Annotated in this window: 27 protein-coding genes and 1 riboswitch; of the genes, 9 read left to right on the top strand and 18 right to left on the bottom strand. The window is 72.3% G+C overall.

Going from position 1 to position 26,465, the window contains the following annotated elements; all coding sequences use genetic code 11:
• The first annotated feature begins 89 nt into the window (after positions 1–89).
• Together CG723_RS33545 and CG723_RS33550 are read left to right on the top strand one after the other, a co-directional pair.
• Positions 90–971 carry an MBL fold metallo-hydrolase gene (locus CG723_RS33545; RefSeq protein WP_100597276.1) on the top strand — a complete coding sequence of 294 codons (882 nt, stop codon included), beginning with the start codon at positions 90–92 and terminating at the stop codon, positions 969–971.
• Between the two features lie 110 nt (positions 972–1,081).
• Positions 1,082–2,305: a cytochrome P450 gene (locus tag CG723_RS33550; protein ID WP_100597277.1), complete on the top strand. Its 1,224-nt coding sequence runs from the start codon at positions 1,082–1,084 to the stop codon at positions 2,303–2,305.
• Between the two features lie 57 nt (positions 2,306–2,362).
• Here the strand turns inward: CG723_RS33550 and CG723_RS33555 are convergent, their stop codons facing one another.
• The 8 genes from CG723_RS33555 to CG723_RS33590 all read right to left on the bottom strand — a co-directional run bounded on the left by CG723_RS33555 (position 2,363) and on the right by CG723_RS33590 (position 10,098).
• Positions 2,363–3,607, bottom strand: coding sequence for a cytochrome P450 (locus CG723_RS33555; RefSeq protein ID WP_100597278.1), 1,245 nt, complete (start codon positions 3,605–3,607; stop codon positions 2,363–2,365).
• Entirely contained in the window at positions 3,604–4,218 is a 615-nt protein-coding gene (locus tag CG723_RS33560) for a GTP-binding protein (protein WP_100597279.1), read from the bottom strand. Before CG723_RS33560 ends, CG723_RS33555 begins: the two co-directional genes overlap by 4 nt.
• Positions 4,199–4,558 carry a DUF742 domain-containing protein gene (locus tag CG723_RS33565; protein ID WP_100597280.1) on the bottom strand — a complete coding sequence of 120 codons (360 nt, stop codon included), beginning with the start codon at positions 4,556–4,558 and terminating at the stop codon, positions 4,199–4,201. The genes CG723_RS33560 and CG723_RS33565 overlap by 20 nt, the downstream gene beginning before the upstream one ends.
• Positions 4,555–4,974 (bottom strand): roadblock/LC7 domain-containing protein, encoded by a 420-nt coding sequence (locus CG723_RS33570; RefSeq protein ID WP_100597281.1) that lies wholly within the window; start codon positions 4,972–4,974, stop codon positions 4,555–4,557. The genes CG723_RS33565 and CG723_RS33570 overlap by 4 nt, the downstream gene beginning before the upstream one ends.
• 118 nt (positions 4,975–5,092) lie before the next feature.
• Entirely contained in the window at positions 5,093–6,805 is a 1,713-nt protein-coding gene (locus tag CG723_RS33575) for a sensor histidine kinase (protein ID WP_100597282.1), read from the bottom strand.
• A 541-nt stretch (positions 6,806–7,346) separates the two neighbouring features.
• Positions 7,347–8,156 carry a hypothetical protein gene (locus CG723_RS33580; RefSeq protein ID WP_100597283.1) on the bottom strand — a complete coding sequence of 270 codons (810 nt, stop codon included), beginning with the start codon at positions 8,154–8,156 and terminating at the stop codon, positions 7,347–7,349.
• 91 nt (positions 8,157–8,247) lie between these two features.
• A complete protein-coding gene (locus CG723_RS33585) occupies positions 8,248–8,961 on the bottom strand; it encodes a YoaK family protein (RefSeq protein ID WP_199841998.1) in 714 nt (237 codons plus the stop codon).
• Positions 8,962–9,003: 42 nt separating this feature from the next.
• Positions 9,004–10,098: a HoxN/HupN/NixA family nickel/cobalt transporter gene (locus CG723_RS33590; protein ID WP_100597285.1), complete on the bottom strand. Its 1,095-nt coding sequence runs from the start codon at positions 10,096–10,098 to the stop codon at positions 9,004–9,006.
• Positions 10,099–10,127: 29 nt separating this feature from the next.
• Positions 10,128–10,350: riboswitch (cobalamin riboswitch) on the bottom strand.
• An 89-nt stretch (positions 10,351–10,439) separates the two neighbouring features.
• Here CG723_RS33590 and CG723_RS33595 point away from each other — a divergent pair.
• Complete coding sequence (locus CG723_RS33595; protein WP_100597286.1) at positions 10,440–10,802, top strand: ArsR/SmtB family transcription factor; 363 nt, start codon at positions 10,440–10,442, stop codon at positions 10,800–10,802.
• A 32-nt stretch (positions 10,803–10,834) separates the two neighbouring features.
• Here the strand turns inward: CG723_RS33595 and CG723_RS33600 are convergent, their stop codons facing one another.
• Genes CG723_RS33600 through rho form a run of 3 tightly spaced genes read right to left on the bottom strand, consistent with a single transcriptional unit; the run spans position 10,835 to position 13,132 of the window.
• Complete coding sequence (locus CG723_RS33600) at positions 10,835–11,374, bottom strand: inorganic diphosphatase (protein WP_100597382.1); 540 nt, start codon at positions 11,372–11,374, stop codon at positions 10,835–10,837.
• Positions 11,375–11,422: 48 nt separating this feature from the next.
• Positions 11,423–11,911, bottom strand: a complete 489-nt coding sequence (locus tag CG723_RS33605; protein ID WP_100597287.1) for a GNAT family N-acetyltransferase — start codon at positions 11,909–11,911, stop codon at positions 11,423–11,425.
• A 60-nt stretch (positions 11,912–11,971) separates the two neighbouring features.
• Complete coding sequence (gene rho / locus CG723_RS33610; protein ID WP_100597288.1) at positions 11,972–13,132, bottom strand: transcription termination factor Rho; 1,161 nt, start codon at positions 13,130–13,132, stop codon at positions 11,972–11,974.
• A 412-nt stretch (positions 13,133–13,544) separates the two neighbouring features.
• Here rho and CG723_RS33615 point away from each other — a divergent pair, with 412 nt between their 5' ends.
• Positions 13,545–14,270: a class I SAM-dependent methyltransferase gene (locus CG723_RS33615; protein WP_100597289.1), complete on the top strand. Its 726-nt coding sequence runs from the start codon at positions 13,545–13,547 to the stop codon at positions 14,268–14,270.
• Here CG723_RS33615 and CG723_RS33620 read toward each other — a convergent pair.
• Both CG723_RS33620 and CG723_RS33625 read right to left on the bottom strand, forming a co-directional pair.
• A complete protein-coding gene (locus CG723_RS33620; protein ID WP_100597290.1) occupies positions 14,267–14,752 on the bottom strand; it encodes a DUF4440 domain-containing protein in 486 nt (161 codons plus the stop codon). The genes CG723_RS33615 and CG723_RS33620 overlap by 4 nt on opposite strands.
• A 171-nt stretch (positions 14,753–14,923) precedes the next feature.
• Positions 14,924–16,102: an alpha/beta hydrolase gene (locus CG723_RS33625; RefSeq protein WP_100597291.1), complete on the bottom strand. Its 1,179-nt coding sequence runs from the start codon at positions 16,100–16,102 to the stop codon at positions 14,924–14,926.
• Positions 16,103–16,259: 157 nt separating this feature from the next.
• Between CG723_RS33625 and CG723_RS33630 the strand changes: the two genes are divergently transcribed.
• Positions 16,260–18,005 (top strand): phosphatidylglycerol lysyltransferase domain-containing protein, encoded by a 1,746-nt coding sequence (locus CG723_RS33630; RefSeq protein WP_442802613.1) that lies wholly within the window; start codon positions 16,260–16,262, stop codon positions 18,003–18,005.
• Here the strand turns inward: CG723_RS33630 and CG723_RS33635 are convergent.
• On the bottom strand, positions 17,992–19,350 hold the full coding sequence (locus CG723_RS33635; protein ID WP_100597293.1) for a hypothetical protein: 1,359 nt from the start codon (positions 19,348–19,350) through the stop codon (positions 17,992–17,994). The two genes, CG723_RS33630 and CG723_RS33635, sit on opposite strands and share 14 nt — an antisense overlap.
• A gap of 154 nt (positions 19,351–19,504) precedes the next feature.
• Between CG723_RS33635 and CG723_RS33640 the strand changes: the two genes are divergently transcribed.
• A complete protein-coding gene (locus tag CG723_RS33640; RefSeq protein WP_100597294.1) occupies positions 19,505–20,737 on the top strand; it encodes a molybdopterin-dependent oxidoreductase in 1,233 nt (410 codons plus the stop codon).
• Positions 20,737–21,285: a hypothetical protein gene (locus CG723_RS33645; protein ID WP_107489216.1), complete on the top strand. Its 549-nt coding sequence runs from the start codon at positions 20,737–20,739 to the stop codon at positions 21,283–21,285. The genes CG723_RS33640 and CG723_RS33645 overlap by 1 nt, the downstream gene beginning before the upstream one ends.
• Here CG723_RS33645 and CG723_RS33650 read toward each other — a convergent pair.
• Genes CG723_RS33650 through CG723_RS33660 form a run of 3 tightly spaced genes read right to left on the bottom strand, consistent with a single transcriptional unit; the run spans position 21,240 to position 23,289 of the window.
• Positions 21,240–21,893, bottom strand: a complete 654-nt coding sequence (locus tag CG723_RS33650; RefSeq protein WP_234374656.1) for a methyltransferase domain-containing protein — start codon at positions 21,891–21,893, stop codon at positions 21,240–21,242. The genes CG723_RS33645 and CG723_RS33650 overlap by 46 nt on opposite strands.
• Positions 21,890–22,558, bottom strand: coding sequence for a TIGR04282 family arsenosugar biosynthesis glycosyltransferase (locus CG723_RS48115; protein WP_100597295.1), 669 nt, complete (start codon positions 22,556–22,558; stop codon positions 21,890–21,892). Before CG723_RS48115 ends, CG723_RS33650 begins: the two co-directional genes overlap by 4 nt.
• Positions 22,555–23,289: a glycosyltransferase family 2 protein gene (locus CG723_RS33660; protein ID WP_234374657.1), complete on the bottom strand. Its 735-nt coding sequence runs from the start codon at positions 23,287–23,289 to the stop codon at positions 22,555–22,557. The genes CG723_RS48115 and CG723_RS33660 overlap by 4 nt, the downstream gene beginning before the upstream one ends.
• 123 nt (positions 23,290–23,412) lie before the next feature.
• On the opposite strand from CG723_RS33660, the gene CG723_RS33665 reads away from it, so the two are divergent.
• Together CG723_RS33665 and CG723_RS33670 are read left to right on the top strand one after the other, a co-directional pair.
• Positions 23,413–24,174, top strand: coding sequence for a response regulator transcription factor (locus tag CG723_RS33665; RefSeq protein WP_100597296.1), 762 nt, complete (start codon positions 23,413–23,415; stop codon positions 24,172–24,174).
• Entirely contained in the window at positions 24,167–25,279 is a 1,113-nt protein-coding gene (locus tag CG723_RS33670) for a sensor histidine kinase (RefSeq protein WP_100597297.1), read from the top strand. Before CG723_RS33665 ends, CG723_RS33670 begins: the two co-directional genes overlap by 8 nt.
• A 41-nt stretch (positions 25,280–25,320) precedes the next feature.
• On the opposite strand, the gene CG723_RS33675 is transcribed toward CG723_RS33670, so the two are convergent.
• Positions 25,321–26,346, bottom strand: coding sequence for an NAD-dependent epimerase/dehydratase family protein (locus CG723_RS33675; protein WP_100597384.1), 1,026 nt, complete (start codon positions 26,344–26,346; stop codon positions 25,321–25,323).
• Positions 26,347–26,465 lie beyond the last annotated feature (119 nt).

Consider the following 26,465-nt stretch of genomic DNA (forward strand, 5'->3'; position numbering starts at 1 on the left):
CGACCCCCCTCCGCGTTACCCAGGTCACGCGTTCAGCCCGACTCGGAGACCAGGACGATGCTCGGGGGTGGCTCTCTCAAGGAGGCAGCATGGGTGGAACCGCGCGGCAGGTCGACTTCGTGACCGAGGGACCCGAGTCGCGCACGCTGGGTGTCCGCTGGATCCATGGATCGGTGTCGGCGAAGCACAACACCGACCCGGACATCCAGGTGCACGCCTATGACGAGCACACGGTCGTCCTGCGGCAGAACATGGCCGTGCATTACGAGGCGCCGTTCCTGTTTCTGCTCTTCGGCAACGCACGCGCCGTACTCATCGACACAGGAGCCACCGCGTCCGCCCAGTACTTTCCCCTGCGCCGGGTCGTCGACGAGCTCATCGAGGACTGGCTGGCCGAGCATCCCAGGGCCACGTACGAACTCCTTGTCCTGCATACGCACGCCCACGGGGACCATGTCGCGGGAGACGTCCAGTTCGCCGACCGGCCCCACACACGCGTCGTCGGGGCGGATCGTGACAGTGCCTGGGAGTTCTTCGGGTTCGCGGACGACGCGGGCCAAGTGGCCCGCGTCGACCTGGGCGGCCGCGTGCTGGAGTGCCTGGCCACACCGGGCCACCATGCGGCGGCCGTCACCTACTACGACCCGCACACCGGTTTTCTGCTCACCGGTGACACGGTGTATCCCGGGCGGCTGTACGTCGAGGACTGGGCGGCGTTCACCGAGTCCATCGACCGCATGGTCGAGTTCGCGGGCACCCGTACGGTCACCCACGTCTTGGGCTGCCACATCGAGATGAGCAGCAAGCGGGGCGTCGACTACCCAGCCCTGACGACCTGTCAGCCGGACGAGCCGCCGCTGGAGATGACAGTCGGGCAACTGTGGGACATCCGCCGCGCGATCGAGGAAATCGGTGACCGGCCCGGCCGGCACGTCTTCCCCGACTTCATCATCTGCCGCTCGGACGACTGAGCAGCCCCTAGCACGCCGGCAGTCACCGGGAATCCCCGCGGGGGTCTGTCTCCGCCGACGGATGATCAATAACCTGGTGGGCGTTGCCTGTTACTGACCGAGGGAGCTTCATGTCCACCGCACAGGTCCCCGACATACTGTCGCCGGAGTTCGCCGAGAATCCGTACCCGGCCTACGCGGCCATGCGTGAGCACTCTCCGCTCATCTGGCACGAGGCCACGCAGAGTTACGTCATCTCGCGGTACGCCGATGTCGAGCGCGTCTTCAAGGACAAGGAGTCGCAGTTCACGACCGACAACTACAACTGGCAGATCGAGCCCGTCCACGGCAAGACGATCCTCCAGCTCAGCGGGCGTGAGCACGCGGTCCGCCGAGCCCTCGTCGCACCGGCGTTCCGCGGCAGCGACCTCCAGGAGAAGTTCCTGCCCGTCATCGAGCGCAACTCCCGCGAACTGATCGACACGTTCCGCGCCACCGGCTCCGTAGACCTCGTGGACGCGTACGCCACCCGCTTCCCCGTCAACGTGATCGCCGACATGCTGGGCCTCGACAAGGCGGACCACGCGCGGTTCCACGGCTGGTACACCACCGTCATCGCGTTCCTCGGCAACCTGTCCGGGGACAAGGACGTCGCGGCGGCCGGTGAGCGCACCCGCGTCGAGTTCGCCGAGTACATGATCCCGATCATCCGGCAGCGCCGGGACAACCTCGGCGACGACCTGCTCTCCTCGCTCTGCGCCGCCGAGGTCGACGGCGTCCGCATGAGCGACGAGGACATCAAGGCGTTCTGCAGCCTGCTCCTCGCGGCCGGCGGCGAGACCACCGACAAGGCCATCGCCAGCATCTTCGCCAACCTGCTCACCCACCCCGAGCAGCTCGACGCCGTCCGCAAGGACCGCACGCTGATCGCCCGCGCCTTCGCCGAGACGCTGCGCTACACCCCGCCCGTCCACATGATCATGCGTCAGTCGGCGACCGACGTGGAGGTGAGCGGCGGCACGATCCCCGCGGGAGCGACCGTCACCTGTCTGATCGGCGCCGCCAACCGCGACGCGGACCGCTACGCGGAGCCCGACCGCTTCGACATCTTCCGCGAGGACCTCACCGCGACGAACGCGTTCTCGGCGGCGGCCGACCATCTCTCCTTCGCGCTCGGCCGGCACTTCTGCGTCGGCGCGCTGCTCGCCAAGGCCGAGGTCGAGATCGGCGTCGGCCAGCTCCTCGACGCGATGCCCGAACTGCGGCTCGCCGACGGCTTCGACCCGGTGGAACAAGGGGTGTTCACCCGCGGCCCGCAGTCCCTGCCGGTGCAGTTCACCCCCGTCACGGCCTGAACCACGCCGCCGGGACCGGCAGTTGGACCGGTCCCGGCCGCGTCGTCTCCGTAGGTCTCAGTGCGACACGGGAGTGAACTGCACCGGCAGCGCGGTCAGTCCGCGCATCCAGATCGACGGGCGCCAGGTCAGCTCGCTGGGCTCCACGGCGAGCACCAGGTCGGGGAGCCGTTCCAGCAGCGTCTCCACCGCCGTACGGGCGATGACGTCCGCGAGGAGCGGGGCGGGGTACGGGCAGCGGTGCTCGCCGTTGCTGAACGACAGATGCGCCGAGTTCTCGGCGCCCACCTGCGACTCGGGCCAGATCTGCGGATCGGTGTTGGCCGCCGCGAGGCCAAGGACCAGGCAGTCGCCCGCCCGGATCTGCCGCCCGCCCAGCTGTGTGTCGCGCACCGCCCACCGGCCGATGAAGTTCTGCGTGGGTGTGTCCAGCCACAGCACCTCGTTCAGTGCCTGACCGACGCTGAGCCGCCCGCCGGAGACGTTCAGCGCGAACCGCTCGTCGGTCAACAGCAGACGCAGCGTGTTGCAGATCCAGTTGGCCGTCGGCTGCTGCGCCGCCGCAATGACGGAGATCAGGTCCTGGACGACCTCCTCGTCGGTGAGCCCCGCCGGGTGCGCCAGCATCCGTGACGTGACGTCAGGACCGGGCGACTCGCGCTTCTCCTTGACCAGTTGCTGGATCCGCGCGCCCACCCGGCCGTACGCGGCCACCGGGTCGTCGCCCTCCGCCGCGTCCAGGGAGATCCGCAGATCGTCCACCAGCTGCTCGGTGTCGGTGCTGCCCGCGGGCATCCCGCAGAACTGCACCGCCGCCCGCATCGGCAGGGCGTGCGCGAACGCGCCCATCAGCTCGGCCCGGCCGCTGCCGGCGAACGCGTCGATGAGCTGGTCGGCGATGCGCTCGCAGTCGCGGGCGAGTTCGAACTGGTCGACCGCTTCGAGGGCCTCCGTGATGACGCCCGCGCGCCGCTGGTGCTCGGCGCCCTCCGTGAACAGGACCGACGGCTGATAGCCGACGAACGGCATCAGCGGCCAGTCGGCCGGGATGTGCTCCCACTGGTTCCAGCGCCGCGAGTCCCGGGCGAACAGCTCGTCGTGGCTGGTGACATACGTGACCTCGGGATAGCCGAGGACCAGCCACGCGGGGATGTCCCCGTCGAGCAGGACGGGCGCGATCGCGCCGTGTTCCCTGCGCAGCGACCGGTAGAGCTCCGAGGGGGTCTGCTGGTACTCCAGGCCGCTGAGGGCCACCGCGCCGGAGTGGGCGGGGCAGCCGGGCGGCGGGGTCGCGTCGGTCATGGTGTCTTCTCCCGGGCCATGGCCAGTTCGTAGAGGTGGTCGACGAGGGTGATCAGGACGTGCTTGCCGGACGACCTGACGCGCGCGTCGCAGTCGATCAGCGGCACGTGCTCGGGCAGCGTGAGCGCCTGGCGGATCTCGTCGAGGGAGAACCGCGTCCCGTCGTCGTCGAACCGGTTCACGGCGACCACGAACGGCGTCCTGTGGTGCTCCAGGCGGTCGATGGCGTACCAGGAGTCGCTCATCCGCCGCGTGTCGACGAGCACGACCGCGCCGAGCGTCCCCGAGAACAGCCGGTCCCACAGGAACCAGAAGCGCTCCTGCCCGGGGGCGCCGAACAGATAGAGCACCATCCGCTCGGTGAGGCTGATGCGCCCGAAGTCGAACGCCACGGTCGTGGTGGTCTTCGAGGCGACCCCGGCCGGCTCGTCGACGCCGACGCCCGCCTGGGTCATGACCTCTTCGGTGTTCAGCGGCCGGATCTCGCTGACGGACCGGACGAGGGTCGTCTTGCCGACGCCGAACCCGCCCACGATGACGATCTTGAGCCCGGTCTCGGCGACGTCGGCAAGCGGCGTACGGGAGGGCAGCTCAGAGGTTGCGGAGTCCATGCAGCACCTCCTTGAGAAGGGCGGAGTCGGGGAGCGAGGCGACGGACCGCGCCGCGCGTGGATGCCGGGCGGTGATACGGCCCGTCGCGAGGAGGTCGCCGAGCAGGATCCGGACCACCGTGATCGGCAGGTTCATCTCGGCGGCGATCTCGACCACGGCCGCCGGATGCCGGCACAGGTCGAGGATGCGGACGTGTTCCGACTGCATCCCCGGCGTGGGCTCGCACTCGGCGACGACCAGGGTGACCAGGTCGAAGGTGTCGTCGTCGGCCCGGCTGCGGCCACCCGTGACCGTGTACAGCCGGTCCGGGTCACCGGTGTCGACGGGCCGGCGCGTCATGAGGACGCGCTCTCGCCGTCGCCTGTCCGTGGCTCGGCCCGCAGGTGTTCGCCGATCTGCTCGACCAGCTCGCTCATCTGGTGGCCGACCACACCCGGGTCGGCGCCGTCCTCGGCGATCACCGCGAGATGCGCGCCCTCGCCCGCCTCGACGATGAACAGCAGACCGCCGTGGAACTCGGTCATCGAGTGCCGCACACCGCCCGTCCCGTCGCCGAACTCCACCGAGGCGCCCTGGGCGAGGGCCTGGATGCCGGAGCAGATGGCCGCGAGCTGGTCGGCCTGGTCGAGGGTCAGATGCTCGCTCCAGCACAGCTTCAGACCGTCCCGGGAGAGCACCAGGGCGTGGCGCGTCCCGGGCGTTCGGTCCAGCAGGCTCTCCAGGAGCCAGGTCAGGCTGTTGTCAGTGGTCCGCATGGCGTGTGGGGCGGGTTGTGCCCGGCGAACCGGTTCACCAGCCCGTGCCTCCAATCAAACGTTCTCGTACGGGGGATGAGGGCGCCGGTGCCCGGGCGCGTGCGGGGAGCGGGGCGGGCTACTCGGCCGGCGGCTCGTCGGCCCGGCCGGGCATCTCGGGCGACGTTCCGGGCGTTTCGTCGCGGGCACGCCGCGCGCGGTGGAAGGCGCCGAACTGCGCACCGGCGTTGCGCGGCGCACGCACCGATTCCTCTGCGGGCCCGCCCCCTTCGGTGGGCGCGCGGTCCTTGCGGTCGCGTTCTGCCGAGGCCATGGTGCGCCCCGGCGCCCGTACGGGCAGGCCGCCCGGCGTCGCGGGCGGCGGGTCCGCCTGGGCGGGAATCCCGGGCGTGGTGTCGTCGGACGCCTGCGGAGCGGGGTCCGGGGCCGTCACGGGGGCGGGGGCTGCGGCGCGGCGGACCGGGGGCTGCTGCGGGGCGGGGTCGCGCTGCTGGGCGAGCAGCTGCGGCGGAAGGAGGACCACGACGCCGGTGCCGCCGCGGGACGACGGCCGGAAGTTCACGCTCATCCGGTACTTGGCGGCGAGGCGGCCCACCACGGCGAGGCCGAGCCGGGTGCCCTGGAGCGAGGCCAGGTCCGTCTCGCGGCCCGACACCGCGGCCTCGGCCCGGCGCATGGCAGCGTCGGCCATCTTCAGGCCGCTGTCCTCGATCGTCACGACGATCCCGGCGCTGCGTTCCTCGACGTAGACGTGGACCTCGTCGATGGGCGGCGAGAAGTTCGCCGCGTTGTCCATCAGTTCGGCGAGGAGGTGCATGACGCCCTCGGCGGCGAACCCGGCGATCGCGGCGTTCGTGGCGCAGTGGAGTCTGACCCGCTGGTAAGCGGCGATCCGGCCGACCGCGCCGCGCAGGATGCTCTCCATGACGATCGGCTTGTTCCACGCGCGGCTGGCGCGGCCGCCCATGAGGAGGGCCAGCCGGTCGGTGAGCAGGCCGAGTTGGGATGTGTTGTGGTCGAGCCTGAGCAGATCGCCGAAGACCTCCTCGCCGTGCCGGTCCTGCATCTCGCGCAGATCGGCGAGCATGCTGACCGACTTGGCCTGCACTCGGCTGAGCGCTTTGGCACTGGCGGCCTGGGCTGCGGCGGCCCGCCGCTCGCTGGTGGCGAGTTCCCGTACGAGGGACTCGGCCAGGGTGCGCAGGTGCGCGTTGTCGGGGAGGCCGAGGCCCGACAGGACCGCGGCGGCGGTGGAGCCCTCGCGCAGCGCCACGACGGCGGCCGGCAGGGTCGACGTGGTCAGCTCGTCCAGGTCGCGGTCGGTCCGGGCGATCCGGTGGGCCGCGTCCTGCCCGGTGGCGACGGCGGAAGCCTCGCGCCGTACGGCGTCGTCCAGTTCGGCGGTGAACGCCTTGAGCACCAGGTTCAGTTGGGGATCGGCGGGCGGCGCGGTGGCTGCGAGCGCCTCCTCGGCACCCGCGCCGTCCCGCAGCCGCTTCGACACGGAGGGGAGCGTGACGTTCACGAGATGGGCGGCCTCGGCCCCACGCTGCGTCAACTGCTGCTGGAGCGCCAGCGATTCGCCCTGCGCGGTGTCCACGGCAGCGCGGGCCCGCTGCTGGAGCAGGGCGGCCGTGATGAGGGCGGCGGCGACGCAGAGCCAGCTGATCAGGAGCGCGACGAGGACCCAGGTACGGGAGGCCTGCGGCGCCGCGGCGGTCACCGCGCCGACGGCCGCTCCGGCCACCACGAGGACGGCGAGGGGGACGGCGAGCGTGGAGCGTCGCGACGTGGGCGTTCGGCGCGGCGTCGGGCGGGCAGGCACTGGCATTCCGCGGTCCCATCGGTGCTTGCGTGCGGGAAGGTCGTGGCCGATCGGCTCGGGTCGGCCGCACGGCCGGTCCCACCAACAGGACGGTGATCTTCCGGCACGTATATGGCGCTCATGCTAGCCACCGCGCGCGGTGAGAGAACCGGGACAATGGACGCAGAGCGCCCGGCGGCGAAGTTCGTCGCGAAGTCGCCAGCCTGCCAGGGGACCGTGGTAACGGATTTCGCCGCAGAGGGAGCGTCAAATGAGGACAGGTGTACGGGTGTTGGGCGCCGCCCGGCGCGAGTGGACTCGGGCCGGACCGCGTTCACCGGCGCGCGAGCCGGTGAACGGCCCTCCTGCGCGTCTCCCGCGTTACTGCCAGGGGCTGTTTTCAGCCAACCCCGGCCGGATGCGCAGTGACGCGTCATCGATGTGGAGCCGGGCGAGTGCCGTTCGGCCGGCCGTAATGAAGGCGATTGTCGGCAACGCGCGGTTGGTCGGGGGTGGAACGGACCTACGGCGCACTTGCCTCGAACGTGGCGGTTGCCGGATGGACCGGTCAGTCCTCGTGCGGGGCGCGCGTCCTGCGCCACAACAGGTAGCCGGCCCCGCCCGCGAGCGCCGCGCCGAAGCCGATCCTGCCCAGGTCCACGCCGCCGCCCGCGGTGCTGCCGACTCCGGCGCGCGCGCCGCGGTAGCCGTCGCGCGTCACGTTCATCGGGGTGCTCCACTGCCTGCCGTCGGGGCAAGCGCCTTGCACGTTCACCTGCGAGCTGGTTCCGACCACGCCGGAGAGGCGTGCCGTGCCCCGGTACTGCGTGCGACCGTCCTGCCCGATCCCGCCGCCCAGCTGGGGGAGCGTGACGGAGCCCGCGGCGAAGGCCTGGGAGCGAGCCGTGATGGAGCTCCGCCCGCCGCCGCGGCAGGAGACCGTGATCTCGACCGAGGACGCGGCCCCCACCGTGGACGGCGAGAGGCGCGCCTCCGCGTAGGAGTCGCCGTTCGACGAGCCCCGGTCGCGCGTCCCGTCGACCGAGCCCCTGTCGCGGGTCCCGTCCGGCAAGCCTTGGTCGCGGGTCCCGTCCGGCAGTCCTTGGTCGCGGGTCCCGTCGTACGAGCCTCGGTCGCGGGTCCCGTCCGACGAGCCCTGGTCGCGGGTCCCGTCCGACGAGCCTTGGTCGCGGGTCCCGTCGTCCGAGTCGGCGCGCCTCAAGAGGTCGGTCCGGCCCACCGAGTCGGTCCGGCCGACCTCGCCGGGTGCGGTCACCGAGGCGGGCGCTGTGACGGGCTCGTGTGCGCTGACGGACCCGGGCGCGAGCGCGGTCAGGCAGGCGGTTGTCGTGATGACGGTGGCTATGGGGCAGAACATGAGGCGTCTCCGGTCCCTGTGCCGCAGCGGCAGGGGGAGCTGCGGTCCTGGTCAGGACGCTAGTGAGCCCGGGCGGGTGGCGCCCGCAGGACTAGGCCGATCGGAGGTCGTCCCCGTCGGCGGCCGGTTCGCGATATCCGACCGCGGCGGCCGCCACGAGCAGGGTGCCGACGAGGAGCGGCCAGCCGAGGCCGTGGTGCAGCACGAGCAGCGCGCCGAGCGCGGCGCCCACCAGCATGGCCACCAGGGAGACGATCCGGCGCCCCGCCCGCGGGTCGGTGCCGCCCGCGAGCGAGGACTCAGAGGCGAGCCCGGTCAGCGTCATCGTGAGGACTGTCGTGGTCATGTCCGGGACCGCGAGCTTGCGGACCGTCGCGTTGCGCAGCCCCATGGCCCACGCGAGGGCCGCGATGAGCGCGCACGTGGCCGCGCCCGGCCAGGCGAACGCGACGGCCGTCGCCACGGCGAGCAGGACCGCCTCGGTGACGAACACCGACCGCACCCAGGTCTCCCGTGCCCGCCCGGCGAACACCCCGGTGAGCCGCCCGGCGCACACGGCCCCCGCGAGGAACGCGCCGAGGGAGGTGAGCGACCCGAGCACGGAGAACCCGGGAGCGCCCGCGGCGGCGAAGCCGATGACGACGACATTGCCGGTCATGTTCGCCGCGAAGACATGGCCGAGGCCCAGATAGCTGACCGCGTCGACGAAGCCGCTCACGACCGTGAGGACCGTGAGGGCCGCGGGGAGGGTGGACCTGCGCGGCACGGACGCGGGCGCCGCGGGTGGAACGCTGGCTTCACTCACCCGCACGACCTTACGGAGTCCCGGCCCCGGCGGCCCGCCGGATCAGGTCCGCACGGCCCACCGTTGCTCGACCTTCGCGAGCCGCCAGTACCCGATGGCGGCCGCCCAGACGACGACGAACAGGCCCACGATGATGAACCCGACGTTGTCCAGGTCGAGCCCCGCTATCCAGCCGGTCACCGAGTCCCGCAGGTCGAGCTTGTCGTGCAGGACGCCCACGAGCTCGATGGTGCCGATCAGGAACGCGACGGCGATCGACAGGCCGGTGATGGCCAGGTTGTAGAACACCTTGCGCACCGGGTTCGAGAACGCCCACTGGTACGCGAAGTTCATGAACGTCCCGTCCAGGGTGTCGAACAGGCTCATACCGGCGGCGAACAGGAGCGGCAGGCACAGGATCGCGTACCAGGGCAGCCCGGCCGCCGCGCCGCTGCCCGCCATCACCATCAGCGTGACCTCGGTCGCCGTGTCGAAGCCGAGGCCGAAGAGGAAGCCGAGCGGGTACATCTGGCCCGGGCGGGTGATGGATTTGGTGAACCGGCCGAGGATCCGGTTCATGAACCCCCGTGAATCCAGGTGCTGTTCGAGCTCCGCCTCGTCGTACGAGCCCGCGCGCATCGCCCGGAACACCCGCAGGATCCCCACCAGGGCGACGAGGTTGAGCGCCGCGATGAGGTAGAGGAAGGACCCGGAGATGGTGGTGCCCATGACGCCGAGCGTCTGATGGGTGGCGGACCCCTCGTTCATGATCCGCCCGGCGAGCTGGGTGCCTCCGGCGATCAGAGCGGCGAGCACGACCACGACGCTGGAGTGGCCGAGCGCGAACCAGAACCCCACCGACACCGGGCGCTTGCCGTCGGCCATCAGTTTGCGGGTGGTGTTGTCGATCGCGGCGATGTGGTCCGCGTCGAACGCGTGCCGCATCCCCAGGGTGTACGCGGTGACGCCGAGGCCGATGCCGAAGGCCTTCGACCCCACCTCGTAGTGCTCCGGCACGACGAGCAGGAACAGCACGCCGAACGCGACGACATGGAGTGCGGCGATCACCGCGAGGAGCCCGGCGGTGCGGACGGTGTCCTCGCGCCGCCAGTGGAACGCGTCGCGTCCGGTCGCCGGGGACTTTACGGGCAGGGCCATGCGGTCACGCTCCAACACCTCGTGGAATCACTTCGTGAGATGCCGTGGCCGGTCTCCTGGCTGACGGGTGTCCGCGTCCGCCCCTGCCTTCCCAGCTGCGCGTGGCAGCCAGTGGCGTAGTGGGGCAAGGCGTCCCGAGTCGTCTCGTTGCCGAGGGACCCGGGGCCCGATCACAGTGGCGAGGGCCGCTTCGGTCTGAGTCCTTGAGGGACCGTCACCGAATTCCCGAGCACCACGGCCCGCCCACAGTAGAGGCCGGTCGGCGACGCCTGCAAGGCTGCACAGCTGCGTAGGTGTGCGCGGGTATTCAAGATCACATCGGTGGCTGCGAGGATGGGGCCATGCATCTCGTCCCTGCCGAGCGCGCCGACCGCCGCACGATCGACGGCCACCGGGTCTGCGAAGCCATCGCCGCCATCGGTGAGCCAGGACATGTCCGCGCCTGGGCCGACCGGTTCTCGCTGCTCGCCGATCCCCGCCGCCTCGCGCTGCTCCTCGCGCTGTACCGGGCGGGGCCGCTGGCCGTGTCGGACCTCGCCGTCGCGACGGGCATGAACGACCCGGCGGTCTCGCAGGCGCTGCGGCTGCTGCGCGCGGCCGGAGTGGTCGAGGGGGAGAAGGAGGGCAGGATCGTGCGTTACCGCGTCGTCGACGCGGCGACCGCGGACCTTCTCGAGCACTGCGCGACGGACGGCGCGCACTGACACGTGCGCGCCGTCGCCGACTGCTCTGTCCTTCAGTCCCGTTGGCCGTTGGCCCGGCGACGTGCGGCGGCGATCTCCGCGTACGTGAGGTCGCGCCCCTCCCAGTGCGAGCCCTCGGCGGACTTGCCGGGCTCCAGGTCCTTGTAGACCTCGAAGAAGTGCGTGATCTCCAGGCGGTCGAACTCGGGGATGTCCTCGATGTCCTGCACGGAGGCATGGCGCGGATCGTGCGCGGGCACGCACAGGACCTTCTCGTCCATGCCCTTCTCGTCCCGCATCACGAACATGCCGATCGCGCGGCACTCGACGGTGCAGCCGGGGAACGTCGGATCGCCCACCAGGACGAGCGCGTCGAGCGGATCGCCGTCGCGCCCGAGCGTGTCCTCGATGTATCCGTAGTCCGCGGGGTACTGGGTGGAGGTGAACAGCATCCGGTCGAGCCTGATCCGGCCGACGGAATGGTCCATCTCGTACTTGTTGCGGGAGCCTTGGGGGATCTCCACGGTGACGTCGAACGCGTGGGCCGCGTCGGTGCCGTGGGCTGCGTCGGTGTGTCGGACCTCGTTGTCCAAGCCGGCCTCCTCGTCCACCCCGAGTGTCCTCCCGGGAGTGCGGGCGCGTCAGCCTATCGGGAACTCCAATTCGGGCCTGTCCCACATCACGGCGGGCGGGTTGGCGGCGGCCGTGCCGGTGGGTACGGCCCCCACGCTGCGGTAGAAGCCCTCGGCGGGCGGGTGCGAGACCACGCGGACCGAGGTGAGTCCTGCCGCGCGCGCCTCGTCCTTCATATGGCTGACGAGCAGCCGGCCGATGCCGAGTCCCTGCGCCGCGTCGGCGACGAACATCAGGTCGAGCTCCGGCGGCACCAGCGTGAGCGCGTAGAAACCGAGCACCAGGTCATCGGCGCCGACCGCGACGAAGACGCGATGGGCCTCGATGTAGTCGGGCCCCACCCGGTAGCCGGCCACCATCGACGCGTACGGGGCCTCGTAGGCGCGCGACGTGCGGACGAGCCGGGTCAGCCGCTTGGCGTCACGGGCTGTCGCCCGGCGCACCCGGACCGTCCCGCCGTTCCCCGTGCTTCCCGCGGTGGTAATGCTCGAAGTCATAGTGAGAGTATTACGCATCCTGCCGCGCCGATCGACCCGGGACGGTGCACGCCGGCCCTCTCACGCGGTGGGAACGGTGGACTGCACCTGCCGCAGGAACGTCGCGTTGTCCGGTGTCTGCCGGATCCGCTCGACGAGCGTCTCGAGCCCCGCGTGTCCGTCCCGCGACTGAAGCGCCCGCCGCAGACCGCGCACGACCGCCAACTCGGCCTCAGGTAGGAGGAGTTCCTCGCGACGGGTGCCGGACTGGGTGAGGTCGACGGCGGGGTGGATCCGGCGCTCGGCGAGGCTGCGGTCGAGACGGATCTCCATGTTGCCCGTGCTCTTGAGCTCCTCGAAGAAGTAGTCGTCGGCGCGGGAGCCGGTGTCGACGAGCGCGGTGGCGAGGATGGTGAGCGAGCCGCCCTCCTCGACGAGCCTCGCCGCGCCGAAGAACCGCTTGGGGCCGATCAGCGCGGAGGCGTCGACACCGCCGCTGAGCGTACGGCCGCCGGACGAGGCCGTGTTGTTGTGGGCGCGGCACAGGCGCGTCAGGGAGTCCAGGAGGATGACGACGTCACGGCCGTCCTCGACGAGCCGCTTGGCGCGCTCGACGGCGAGTTCGGCCAGCGCGATATGCGCCTTCGCGGGCTGGTCGAAGGTCGAGGCGAAGACCTCGCCGCGCACCGAGCGCCGCATGTCGGTGACCTCCTCAGGCCGTTCGTCGAGGAGCACCACCATCAGATGGGCCTCGGGGTGGTTCGTGGCGACGGACGCGGCGAGCTGCTGGAGCAGCACCGTCTTGCCGGTCTTGGGCGGCGCCACGATCAGCCCGCGCTGCCCCTTGCCGATGGGGGTGAACAGGTCGACGACGCGGGGCGTCACGCCGCCCTTCGCGGTTTCGAGACGCAGGCGCTGCCGCGGGTGCAGGGGGGTGAGGTCACCGAAATCGGGCCGCCCGCGCAGCTCCTGGCCAAGGTGCCCGTTGACGCGCTCGACCTCGGCGAGGACGCGCGGCCTGCCGCACGTCCCCTGAATCAAGTCGCCCTTGCGCAGGCCGAGTCGGCGGATCAGGGCGGTCGGCACCTGGACGTCGTGCGACGTCGGCAGGAGGTCGGCGAGGCGCAGGAACCCGGGCCCGTTGCCCGAGGTGTCGAGGACGCCCGCGGCCTGGACCGCGACCTCCTTCGGCTGCGTCGTGAACGCCTTTGTGGTGGTGGGGGGTTCGAGTGTGGTGGTCATCGGGATCGGTCCTTTCGCGGACGTTCGTACGAGAGCATGAGTGAGGGGGGATCCGGCGGGATCGGGGCGGTGACTGCACGCCCCGCGAGGCGGGCGGGCGAAGAGGCCCGTGAAAGCCCTGAGAAGCCTGTGGCCGGGAAGAAGCGATGCGGGGTACGGCGCGTCGGCGCCGCCTGGCGCATCGCTGACATCGATTCGACGAATCCCGCTGTAGCGGCGATTCGGAGAGGGAGACTGGCACCGGCGCCGAAGAGGCGGCTAGCACGCGTGCCATTGGCACTGTAACACCATGGGGGCGCCGTCCCGCAAGGGCTTACGTCACGGACCGCGGTGCCGACCCGGCCCGGGAGCCCCTGCTCGAACCCTTCACCACAGCCCCTGCGGTCCCAGGCGCGGCCTATGCTGAGCCACGATGTTCGCACCCGAAGGCCCCACCGTCCGCGAGCTCGCCGTCCAGGCGCTGTCCTCCGTCGAGCACGGCTACGACCTGCTCGCCCCCAAGTTCGACCGCACGCCGTTCCGCACGCCCCTGTCGGTCCTCGCACCGGTCACCCGTGCCCTGCGCCGCATGGGCCCCTTCGAGCGCGGACTCGACCTGTGCTGCGGGACCGGCGCGGGGTTCGGCGTGCTGCGGCAGGTGTGCCGCGAGCGGCCCGTCGGGGTCGACATCAGCGCGGGCATGCTCACGGCGGGCCGCGCGGCCCACACGAGCGGCGCGGACCTGGTGCGCGCCGACGCCCTCGCGCTGCCCTTCGGGCCGGCCTTCGACCTGGTCGTCAGCTTCGGGGCGTTCGGCCACTTCCTGCCACGGCAGCGGCCCGCGCTGTTCGCCCAGGTCCACTCCGTGCTGAGGCCGGGCGGACGCTTCGCGTTCCCGGTGCCGGCTCCCGCGCGGCCCGGCTCCCGCGGCTACTGGTCGATGCTGGCCTTCGACGGCGCGATGCGGGTCCGCAACGCGCTGTGGCGGCCCCCCTTCGTCATGTACTACCGCGGCTTCCGCCTCGGCGATGTACGCAGCGAGCTGGTCGCTGCCGGTTTCGGCGTGGAGCTCCAGGCGCTGCCCGAACTCGGTGAGCGCTCCGACGGCAGCCCCCGGTGCCGCCTCCTGGTGGCCACGAAGACCGGCGCGCCCCGCTAAGCGGCGGTCTCTGGCGCGCCGCCGGCCTGCCGTACGTCCTCGTGGAGATGCACGATCAGCCAGCGGCCGGCCGCGGGGTCCTTGCGCAGGACCGCCGTGTTCCGCAGCAGCTCGGGACGGAGCGGGGTGCCGTCCGGGCCGGGCGCGTATGCGACGCGCAGCCAGTAGCGCAGGACCGCTGTGTCACCGAAGACGTCGACGACCGGGTCGTACGGGCGAAGCCCGCTCCCCACGGGCCCGTCATCGGACTCGGGCCGCTCGTCCCGCACCCGGTCCAGGTCCGGCTTGCCGAGCAGCAGCGGCTCGGCGGCCGGGTCCCAGATCGTCGCCTCCGGGTCGAGCCGGGCGTCGATCTGGGCGCGGTCCCCGGTGGCGTACGCCTCGTACATGCCGGTCACGACGGACCAGACGGCGGCCACGTCGCCGGGCGCCGCGCCCGGCCTGGCCAGTGCGGGGCGGGCGGACACGGCGGACTCGGGCATGAGGGATGCTCCTGGTCGGACGGGGGAGGCGCGCCGGGGCGACGCGGATGCCAGGCCACCGTAACGGGTCGTCGGTGACGGGTGACCGGTCGGGCCGCAGCGACAGACAGGTGGGCGGGGCTCCGACGCAGGCCCTAGGGGTGCGGCCGGTCGAGGGGGCGGGCGGTGCGCTCAGTGCGTCGTGTCCTGCGGGAACGTCAGCTGGCCGCTCATCCACTGCATGGCCGGCGCGATCTCTCGCTGCCATGTCGTGAAGCGGTGGCTGCCGCGCGGCAGGATGATCTGGGCCGACGTCATGGGCGGCTTGACCGCGTGCAGGAACCTCATCGTGTCGCTGAAGTCCTTCTCGCCCGACCTGCTGCTGGCGGCGAGGACGGACACGCGCGGCACGGGCAGGTTCTCCAGGCGCCAGATCAGGTCGTGCTCGCGCTGTCGCTGCGCGGCGTGGGGACCCGAGCCGAAGAGGCTGCCCGTCGTCAGGTCGTCGCCGATCCTGTAGTCCGCCGACAGCGCGGCCGCCGACGTGTACACACCGGGGTGGCGCAAGGTGAGCTGGAGTGCGCACGTGCCGCCCGACGAGTATCCGAGGGCGCCCCACGCGCTCGGGTCGTGGCCCACGCGGTACGCCCGCTTGAGCGCCTCAGGCAGGTCCTTCGTGAAGAACGTCTCGGCCCGCGGACCGCCCGGCACGTCCACGCACTCCGTGTCACGGGGCGGCGCGATCGTCGGGCGCACCATCACGATCACCGTCGGCTGCATCCTGTCCGCCCGCAGCAGCCGGTCCGCGGTCTGGGGGACCTGGAGGTACTGGGCGAGGTTCATGATGCCGCCCGGATAGCCGCTGATCGCGACCATCACGGGGAAGCGCTGGCGGTGGAACTGCTGCTGGAAGTACTGCGGCGGCAGATACACGAAGGCCGGGTTCACGGCCCGGCTGCGCCGTCCGACGATCTTGACCGACTCGACCCGGCCGACCTGCGCCGCGGGCCCGTGCGGAATCCCCCTCACCCGATCGAGGCCCTGCGGCCCGGCGGGCTGCACCAGACCGCCGCGCACCGCGCCGACCGTGGTGTAGATGCCGCCGTGGCCGAGCGCCGTGACCTCGGCGGGCGCCTTGTCGACATGGCCGAGCAGCTCGTCCCACGAGCCGTAGAAGTCGAAGTTCGTGTTCACGGCGACGGCGACCGCGGTGAGGATCGTGAGCTGGGTCGCGCCGATCACGCCGAGTCGGCCGAGCACGGCGGCGGGCCCGCGCCGGGCGAGCCGTGGCCACACCCAGACCGTGAGCGCCACACACACCAGGGCGGCCAGCACCGTCGCGTATTCGAGTGCCCGGCTCGTCAGGCCCATGGTTTCCTCAACTTTCAGCCGTCATCTGCGCTGTTCGGCAGTTTTCACCGGGAAAGAGGCGCGACGGCCGAAGAAGGTTTGCCGGCCACCGCGTTCTTACCGTGCTGTTGTGTCGCTCTTACTCCAGCGATGTGGAGCACTCCTACGCTCGGTCACTGTGAAACAACGCCCCGCCGCCGTGGCAGGTCACACGTGCCTGATCATCGGAATTCTGGACATCGCGTCGGCGATCTCCCCGCACATGCACGAGACCCGCATAGAGCGCATCGCGCCCTACGTGCCGGGCCTCGCCGAGGAGGTGGCCCGCGCCGCCGCGCTCGCCGCGGGGCTGCTGCTCGTCATGCTCGCCAGGGGTCTGCGCCGCCGCAAACGGCGCGCCTGGGAGGCGGCCGTGGGGCTGCTCGCGGTCAGCGCGCTCGTCCAGGGCGTGCGCCACCATGCCCTGATCCCCGCGATGGTCTCGGCCGTCCTGTGCGTCGCGCTCGTCGCCTACCGCGAGGAGTTCTACGCGCTCGGCGACCCGCGCGGCAGAACGCGAGCCCTGTGGAACCTCGTCGTCCTGGGCGGCAGCAGCTTCGGGCTCGGGCTCCTCGTCGTCGGCGTGCGCGCGAACCAGGAGGCGGGCCACTCCATCGTGTTCACCGAACGGGTCCAGGAGGTGGCCTACGGCCTGTTCGGTGCGTCGGGCCCCATCGCGTACAGCAGCGACAAGGCCGCGGACATCGTCCAGTTCTCGTTGCTCGCGCTCGGTGTGGTCACCGCCGTCACCAGCGTCTATCTCGCCCTGCGGCCCGTCACCCTCCGCCCCGCCGACAGCGACGAACGGCTGCGTGCCCTCCTGGCCGACGAGGGCCGGCGCGACTCGCTCGGCTACTTCGCGCTGCGCGGCGACAAGAGCGTCCTCTTCTCGCCGTCCGGCAAGGCCGCCGTCGCCTACCGCGTGGTGTCCGGCGTCGCCCTGGCCGGTGGCGACCCCATCGGCGACTACGAGGCCTGGCCCGGCGCCATCAAGGAGTTCCTGCGGCAGTGCGCCCTGCACGCCTGGACCCCGGCCGTCATGGGGTGCAGTGAACTCGGCGGACAGGTGTGGGTCCGCGAGGGCGGCCTCAAGGCCCTGGAGCTGGGCGACGAGGCCATCGTCGACTGCGCGGCCTTCAGCCTCTCCGGACGCTCCATGCGCAACGTCCGGCAGATGGTCAACCGCATCGAACGCGCCGGCTACACCTGCCGCATGCAGCGCGTACGCGATCTGCCGGACGAGGAGAAGAAGCGGCTGCGCGAGGCCGCCGCCGCGTGGCGGGGCAGCGCCACCGAACGCGGGTTCTCCATGGCGCTCGGCCGGTTCGGCGACCCCGACGACGGGGACTGCGTCGTCGTCACCGCGCACCAGGACGACGAGGCGGGCAACGACCGCGTGCGCGCCCTGCTCCACTTCGTGCCCTGGGGCCAGGACGGTCTCTCCCTCGACCTGATGCGCCGCGACCGCACGGCCGAACCCGGCCTGAACGAACTCCTCATCGTGGCCGCCCTGCGGGGCGCGCCGGGGCTCGGAGTGCGCCGTATGTCGCTGAACTTCGCGGTGTTCCGGGCCGCTCTCGCCCGCGGCGAACGCCTCGGCGCGGGACCGGTGCTGCGGGTGTGGCGGGGGATGCTCGTGTTCCTGTCGCGCTGGTTCCAGATCGAGTCCCTGTACCGCTTCAACGCGAAGTTCCGCCCGGAGTGGGAGCCGCGCTTCGTCGTCTATCCCACGGTGCGCGACCTGCCGAGGATCAGCTGGGCCTGCCTCCAGGCGGAGGCGTTCGTCGTCCTGCCGCGCCCGGCGGAGCGGCTGCGTCAGCTGCTCAGGAGCCGGCCCGCCGCCCGTGAGGAGAAGCCGCAGCCGATGGAGGTCACCACCCCGTGACCAGCAGGTGGTTGATCAGCAGGGCGAGCACGGCCTGCGCGGTCAGCCACCCGCGGCGCCACCGCTCCGGCAGCAGAGCGGTGGCCGCGAGGAGCCAGGCGGCGAACGGGAGCCAGATGCGCTCCGTCTCCGCCTTGCTCATGCCCGACAGATCGGCGGCCAGCAGGGCGAGCGCCGCGCCGAGGACGACAAGGGCGAGCCGCCCCTCCGGCTCCGCCCGGTCACGCAGGACATGTCCAGGGACCCGGCGCAGCCCTGCCGCCGTGGCAAGGCCGACGATCAGCACGGTGCACGCGAGGTTGGCCCAGATCCAGTAGCCGTACGGCCGGATCCCGCCCGCACCCTGGTAGTAGCGCTCCGTCAGCAGGTGGTACGCCTCCCACCAGTTGAACCCGACGAGCGTGAACGCGACGGGCACGACGGCCGCTCCCACGGCGAACAGCGGCAGCGGCCGCACGGTCCGCGCCGTGAGCAGCACGGCCGCCGCGACGAGGGCGATCAGCGTCAGCCCGTACGACAGATAGCAGGTGAGCCCGAACAGCAGTCCGCTGCCGAGGGCCGCCCAGCGGCTGCCGCGGGTGGCCGCCACCGCGAGGAGCGCCATCGACCACGCGGCGACCGCCGCGAAGTAGCCGTCGGCCGACGTGCCCATCCAGACCGCGGCCGGCGCGAGCGCCAGGAACGGCGCAGCGCGGCGCGCCGTCCGCTCGTCGGCGAGCGCGCGGACGGTGACGAGGACGGCGAGCGCCGCCGTGCACCCCACCGTGATGCACCACACCCCGGCCCACGCGCCGCCGCCGAGCCCGATCCGGTCCAGGCCGACGAAGGTCAGGGTCGCCGCGGGCGGATGCCCCGCGACATGGGGCGGCCAGTGGTCGGGGGAGTGCAGCAGGATGTGCCGCGTGAAGTCGCGCAGCGTCGCGCCGACGTCGTCGAACCGGTCGATGACCTGCAGATACTCGTACGAGGTGGTGAGGCGCCCGGCGATGCCCCGCTGCCAGCCGTCGATCAGCGCGAGCGAGAACGTCCACGCCGCCGATGCGACCCACACGGCGGGCAGCAGCAGCCGCCACCGCAGCCGGGCGGCCACCACGGGCCCGTAGGCGACGACCAGTACGGCGACCGAGATCGCCGCCGGGGTCCCCGGGCCCACGTGTGGTTCCCAATGGCCGTACAAGGGAGCCCAGTTGACGTGCAGAGTGCCGTAGTGGTCCTGGATGTACCGGCCCACGAGGACGGCCGCCGTGACCAGGGCCACGGCGGCAGCGGCGGCAACCAGGTCACGGCGCGTCCCGGTGGAGGGTGGCGCGGTGCTGGGGGCGGCGGGGGGAGCTTCGACCTTCACATCCGGAACGCTAAGCGCCCGCACCGCCGATCGGTCGGCACCGCGAGGTGGCGTCACCGAACCGTCAGATCTTCCTGCGCCGATCCGCGGGCTGTGCGCAATACGGTCGGATCAGGTCGGCGGGCCCCCGCCGCGCACAGCCTGAAGGAACCACATGGGCGACTTCCCCCGCACTCTCCCCGATCCGTGGCGCAGCCCCCTGCGCGGCCCCCGCTTCACCGCGGTACTCGGCCTCGTCCTGCTCGTCGGGATGACCCTGCTCTTCCTGACCGGCCTCCTGTCCTACGCCGCGTACAACCCGAACCTCGCGGCGGTCAACGACAAAACGCCCGACAAGGGGCTGCTCGGCTTCTATCTGTTCTCGTGGCCGACGGACCCGCACTGGCTGTACCGCCTCACTCAGGGACTGCACGTCACCGTGGGCATCACGCTCGTGCCCGTGCTGCTCGCCAAGCTGTGGTCGGTCGTGCCCAAACTGTTCGAGCTGCCACCCGTACGCTCCATCGGCCACGCCCTGGAGCGCCTTTCGCTGCTCCTGCTCGTGGGCGGCGCGCTCTTCGAGTTCGTGACCGGCATCCTCAACGTGCAGCTCGACTACCTGTTCCCCGGCTCCTTCTACACGCTGCACTTCTACGGCGCCTGGGTGTTCATCGGCGCGTTCGTCGTGCACGCCGTGCTGCGCGTACCGCAGGCGCTGCGTGTGCTGCGCGAGCGGAAGGCCGGCCTGCCCGAGACGGGGGACCTGGTGGCGGCGAAGCCCGCCGAGCCCACCGTGTCGCGGCGCGGGGCGCTCGCCATGGTCGGCGGGGGCTCGCTCCTGCTGCTCGTCACGACGGCCGGCCAGAGCATCGGCGGGGTGTGGCGCCGCACCGCGCTGTTCGCCCCGCACGGCGGCGCCGACCCGGGTACGGGCCCCGGCCGCTTCCAGATCAACAAGACCGCCGCAGTGGCGGGCATCCGTACGGCCGACACCGGTGAGCCGTGGCGGCTCGTGGTCACCGGTCCGAAAGGCACCACCCACCGGCTCACCCGTGACGATCTCCTCCAACTCCCGCAGCACACCTCGTCGTTGCCCATCGCCTGCGTCGAAGGCTGGTCCACGGACGACCAGCAATGGAGCGGCGTACGGCTGCGGGACCTCGCCGTCCTCGCCGGGACCGACGGCGACACCGACGTTTTCGTCGAATCCCTGCAACAGCGCGGCGCGTTCCGCAAGGCGGCCCTGCGGCACAACCAGGTCCACGACCCGCGCTCCCTGCTGGCCCTGCGCGTCAACGGAGCCGACCTCACCATCGACCACGGATACCCGGCCCGCGTCATCGTGCCCGCGGCGCCGGGCGTCCTGAACACGAAGTGGGTCGCCCGCATGACGTTCGGAGCGCTGTGATGAACCGACTGAGTCGTTGGTACGGCGAGAGTCCGCTCCAACTCCTGCTCCTGGCCGCCTCGTTCGCCCTCGCGGGATACGCGGGCGTACGGCTGCTCGAAGGCGACGTGTGGGCCGTGGCGATCTGGTTCGTCGGCGCGGCCCTCGTCCACGACCTGCTGCTCGTGCCGGCGTACTCGATCGCCGACCGCGCGGCGCAGACGGCGCTCGGCGACCGGAGGCGCACGGCGATGATCTACGTGCGCGTCCCCGCTTTCCTGTCGGGGCTGTTGTTCCTGGTGTGGTTCCCGCTGATCACGCGGGCGCGAGAGGACCACTACGCCCTCGTGACGGGGCATTCAGGGGAAGCGTTCCTGCCGCGGTGGCTGCTGCTGACGGCAGCGCTGTTCGCCGCGTCGGCCCTGTGGTTCGTGTCCGTTGCGTTCCTTGCTCCCGCGTCGCCCTGGAGGCAGGCGCGCAGGGCGCGCCGTGAGGAGCGGGCGCGGGAGCGTGAACGGGAGCGTCAGCGGCGCAGGGAGACGAAGGAACGCCCGCCCTCGGACCACTGAGCGACCGACCGCCAGCCGAGCGGGCGCGCGTCGCGCAGCAGCGCGCGGGTGCCCACCCGGGCCCACGGGAACAGCGAGCCCGCGGCGCCCTGCCCGTCGTCCACCCGCACCTCCACTCGCTCGTCTATGTCGAGCGGAGCCGTCTCGGCGATCAACAGTCCACCGGGGGCGGTGAGTTCGGCGACCCGGGACAGCAGGGCCCCCGGGTCGCCGCCGATGCCGATGTTGCCGTCGAGAAGGAGCGCCGTCCCCCAACGGCCCTCGCCGGGCAGGGGGGCGAAGACCGACCGCTGCAGAGCGGCGCCGCCCAGGCGGACCGTCCGCGCGACCGCGGCCTCACTCACGTCGATGCCGAGCGCGCGGTGCCCGGCCGCGGCGAGTGCGGCGACGATGCGCCCGGGGCCGCATCCGATGTCGAGGACAGCGCCCTCGCAGCGGCGCAGCGCCGAGAGGTCGGCCGTGTCGGCGACCGCGCACCAGCGCTCCACCTCGAGCGGCAGCAGCCATCCGTCCGCGCGCCGCAGGAACAGGGGGCCGCGCTCGTTGCGCACGGCGTCTGCGTAGGGGTCTGTACACCAGGCCGGTGCCGCCTCGCGCGCCGTGGTCATGAGCGGACCACCCGCGTCAGCCGCGCGTGCTCGGCGGCGAACCGGCCATCCGGCGCGTCGGCCGCGACCAGGGCGGCGTCGTGGGCCGTGTCGACGTCCCGAAGGACCGGCAGGTCGCGTACGCGCAGCCCCGCATCCGTGAGCCGGGCCCGCTGGGCCGCACCCGTGTGCGCCGTCGACATCGGGACACCGCGCAGCAGTTCCGGATCGGGCTCGGCGAGCCCGAGCGCCCAGAACCCGCCGTCGTCGGCGGGCCCGAACCATGCGTCGCAGCCCCGCCAGGCGTCGGGCCCGAGGGCGGGCGCGAGCAGCGCGGGCGTCACCTGAGGCGTGTCCATCCCGATCAGGACGGCCGGCCCGGTACACCCGGCGAACGCCGCCGCGAGCCGCTCGTCCAGGCTTCCGCCGCACTGCGGGACCACGTCGATCCCGGGCGGCAGCCACGCTCCGGGCGCCCCGTCGAGCACCAGGACGCGACGCCGCGCGGGCGTGGCGAGCGCCGCGTGGAGTGTGTCGACGAGCGAGGCCTCGGCCAGGCGCGCGGCCTCCTCGGGCGTGAACGGCGGCGTGAGCCGCGTCTTGACCCGCCCCGGCACCGGGGACTTGGCGATGACGAGGAGCGTGGTCTCGTGCCGCCGCGCCGCGGGCGATCCGCCGGCGGTCACCGCGACGCCGCCTCTCCGCGCGCGGAGAGCGCCGTCCGCGGCTTCTCCGCGAGGACCCCGCGCATGTCACGTACCGCCTGCCAGGTGCCCCGCCAGGTGCCCGTGACCTTGGACTTTCCCGTACGGGGCCGGTAGGGCACCGGGCGCTCCTCGATGTGCCAGCCCGCGTCGGCGGCCCGGACGACCATCTGGAGGGGGTAGCCGCTGCGGCGGTCCGTGAGGTCCAGGCCGAGGAGGGACGTGCGGCGCGCGGCCCGCAGCGGGCCCAGGTCGTGCAGCCGCAGCCCGGTGCGCCGGCGCAGCATCCCCGCCAGCGCGAGGTTCCCGGCGCGCGCGTGCACGGGGAAGGCGCCACGGCCCTGCGGCCTGCGCCGGCCGAGCACGAGATCGGCCCGGCCCTCGATGACGTCCTCGACGAACGTCGTCAGCAGGGCCGGATCGAGCGTCGCGTCGCAGTCGCAGAAGCAGACCACTTCCGCGTCGGACGCCAGCAGGCCCGCGTGGCAGGCGGCCCCGAAGCCGCGCCGGGGCTCCGTCACCACGGTCGCGCCCAGGGAACGGGCGATGTCGGGGGAGCCGTCGGTGGACCCGTTGTCCACGACGAGTGCCCGCCAGCCGTCCGGGATGCGGGCCAGCACCCACGGCAGCGCGGCGGCCTCGTCGAGGCAGGGCAGCACGACATCGACCGAGGGGGCCAGGTCGCGGAGGGAGGGGAAGTCAGGGGGGATCACAGTGTCACCCTACGAATCCAAACCGGACATTTCGGCCCTCAGCTCCTTACGAAACGCGGACGTCGGACGCGGACGGCCCCTCCGGTGCCTCCGATCGGCGCCCTCGGGTGCGACGCTGGTGGAATGCAGACACCACCGCTCGGCCGCGTCCTCGTCGTCGACGACGACCCGACCGTCGCCGAGGTCGTCGCGGGCTACCTGGACCGCGCGGGCTACGACGTCGACCGCGCAGCCGACGGCCCGGCCGCCCTCGACCGCGCCGACGCGCACGGGCCCGACCTGGTCGTCCTCGACCTGATGCTGCCCGGCATGGACGGCCTCGAGGTGTGCCGCAGGCTCCGGGCGCGCGGCCCCGTCCCCGTGATCATGCTGACGGCGCGCGGCGACGAGGACGAGCGCATCCTCGGCCTCGAGGTCGGCGCGGACGACTACGTGACCAAGCCGTTCAGCCCGCGCGAGCTGGTCCTGCGCGTCGAGTCGGTGCTGCGCCGGGCCCGAGCGGCCACGGCACCCAAGCCGGCGGGACCGCTGCGCGCGGCCGCCCTCGCCATCGACCCGGCGGCCCGTCGCGCCACCAAGTCGGGGGACGAACTCGCCCTGACGATAAGGGAGTTCGACCTCCTCGCCTTCTTCCTGCGCCACCCCGGCCGCGCCTTCTCCCGCGAGGAGCTCATGCAGCAGGTGTGGGGCTGGGACTTCGGCGACCTGTCGACCGTCACGGTCCACGTCCGCCGGCTGCGCGGCAAGATCGAGGACGACCCGGCGGCACCGCGCCTCATCCAGACGGTCTGGGGCGTCGGCTACCGCCTGGACCCGGGCGGCCCGCACAGCGACGCCGTCCAGCCCGACCGCGCACCGGCAGACTGGACCGAACCCCGTGCATGACATGCTCCTCATCGCCCTCTTCGCGTTTCTCGGCGCCGTCGGTGCGGGCATCCTCGGCGCGCTCGCCCTGTTCGTGCTGCGCCGCCGCTCCCTGACGGTGTCGCTCACGGTCGTCGCCGCCGTCGCCGTGACGGCGATGCTCGCCGGAACGCTCGTCGTGGCCTGGGCGATGTTCCTGTCCCCGCACGACCTGTCCGTCGTGACGACCGTCGCCGCGATGGCCGCCACCGTGTCGCTTGCGACCGCGCTGCTCCTCGGCCGCTGGGTCGTGGCCCGCAGCAAGGCACTCACCCTCGCCGCCCGCTCCTTCGGCGACGGCGGCAGCTTCGCGGCGCCCCTCGCCCCCGCGACGGCGGAACTCGCCGCGCTCTCGAGGGAGTTGGAGGCCACCAGCGCCAAGCTGGCCGCGTCCCGAGACCGTGAGCGCGCCCTGGAGACCTCGCGCCGCGAACTCGTCGCCTGGATCTCGCACGATCTGCGCACGCCGCTCGCCGGGCTCCGCGCGATGTCCGAGGCCCTGGAGGACGGCATGGCCGCCGACCCGGACCGCTATCTGCGCCAGATCCGCACCGAGGTCGAGCGCATGAACGACATGGTGGGCGACCTCTTCGAACTGTCGCGCATCCACGCGGGGACCCTCGTCCTGAGCCCGTCCAGGGTCTCCCTCCACGACCTGGTGGGCGACGCGCTCGCGGGCGCCGACCCGCTCGCCCGCGAACACGGCGTCCGCCTCGTCGGCGACCGCATCGACAAGATTCCCGTCGAGGTCGACGGCAAGGAGATGAGCCGCGTGCTCGGCAACCTCCTCGTCAACGCGATCCGTCGCACCCCGGCGGACGGCACGGTCGCCGTGGCGGCGGCCGGCTCGACGGACGGCGTGGTCCTCACGGTCACGGACGGCTGCGGCGGCATCCCTGAGCAGGATCTGCCCCGCGTCTTCGACACGGGGTGGCGCGGCAGCCACGCCCGTACACCTCCGTCGGGCGCGGGCCTCGGGCTCGCCATCGTCAGAGGAATCGTCGAGGCCCACAGGGGCAGCGCCGCCGTGCGCAATGTGGCGGGCGGCTGCTGCTTCGAGGTGACGCTCCCGGCGGCGGGGGCGTAGCCCGCAGGGGCCACGTCGCCGGGGCTGTCACCTCACTCACCTCACCCCAGCTCGGCCTTGGCGAACTCCGTCATCCCCTCCTCGAACCCCACCTCGGCGCGCCACCCCAGCTCGGCCCTGAGCCGGGCCGGGTCCGCCGTGATGTGCCGTACGTCGCCGAGCCGGTACTCGCCCGTCACGACCGGCATCGGCCCGCCGTACGCGGCGGCGAGGGCGTGGGCCATCTCGCCCACCGTGTGCGGGTCCCCGCTGCCCGTGTTGTACGCGACGCATGTGTCGGAGGGCCGGTCGCTCATCGTCTCGAGCGCGAGCGCGTTGGCCGCGGCCACGTCGTGCACGTGCACGAAGTCCCGCCGCTGGCGGCCGTCCTCGAAGACGCGCGGGGCCTCGCCCCGGGCCAGAGCCGACCGGAAGAAGGACGCGACGCCCGCGTACGGGGTGTCGCGCGGCATCCCCGGCCCGTACACGTTGTGGTAGCGCAGCGACACCGCGCGGCCCCCGGTGGCCCGCGCCCAGGACGACGCCAGGTGTTCCTGGGCGAGCTTCGTCGTCGCGTACACGTTGCGGGGGTCCGTGGGGGCGTCCTCGCCGACGAGGCCGGGGCTCAGCGCGGCGCCGCACCGTGGGCATGCGGGCTCGAAGCGGCCGTCGCGCAGGTCGGCCTCGGCGCGCGGTCCCGGGCGCACGACTCCGTGGCGCTCGCACTCGTACCGCCCTTCCCCGTACACGACCATCGACCCGGCGAGCACCAGATCCCTCACCCCGGCCGAGGCCATCGCGGCGAGCAGCACGGCCGTGCCGAGGTCGTTGCGGGAGACGTAGTCGGGGGCGTCGGCGAAGTCCTTGCCGAGCCCGACCTTCGCCGCCTGATGACACACAGCGTCGATGCCGGCGAGAGCCGACTCCACGGCGGCGGGGTCGCGTACGTCCGCGACGACCCAAGGATGCGGTGCGTCCGGGCCCGGCGGCCGGACGTCGAGCACGACGACCTCATGTCCTCGCGCGGAGAGAGTGTCCACGACCGCTGACCCGATGAACCCGGCACCGCCGGTGACCAGTACACGCATGCCGCCCACGCTATGCGGGACGGGGCGCGGGGAGGGCTATCCCCGCCGATACGTCACGGCTCCGTAAGGCTTGTGCGAACGGATTTCGGTATCGCGCGGCAGCTCGTACCCGACTAGCG

This window comes from Streptomyces sp. CB01635, from assembly GCF_002803065.1.
Lineage (GTDB): Bacteria > Actinomycetota > Actinomycetes > Streptomycetales > Streptomycetaceae > Streptomyces.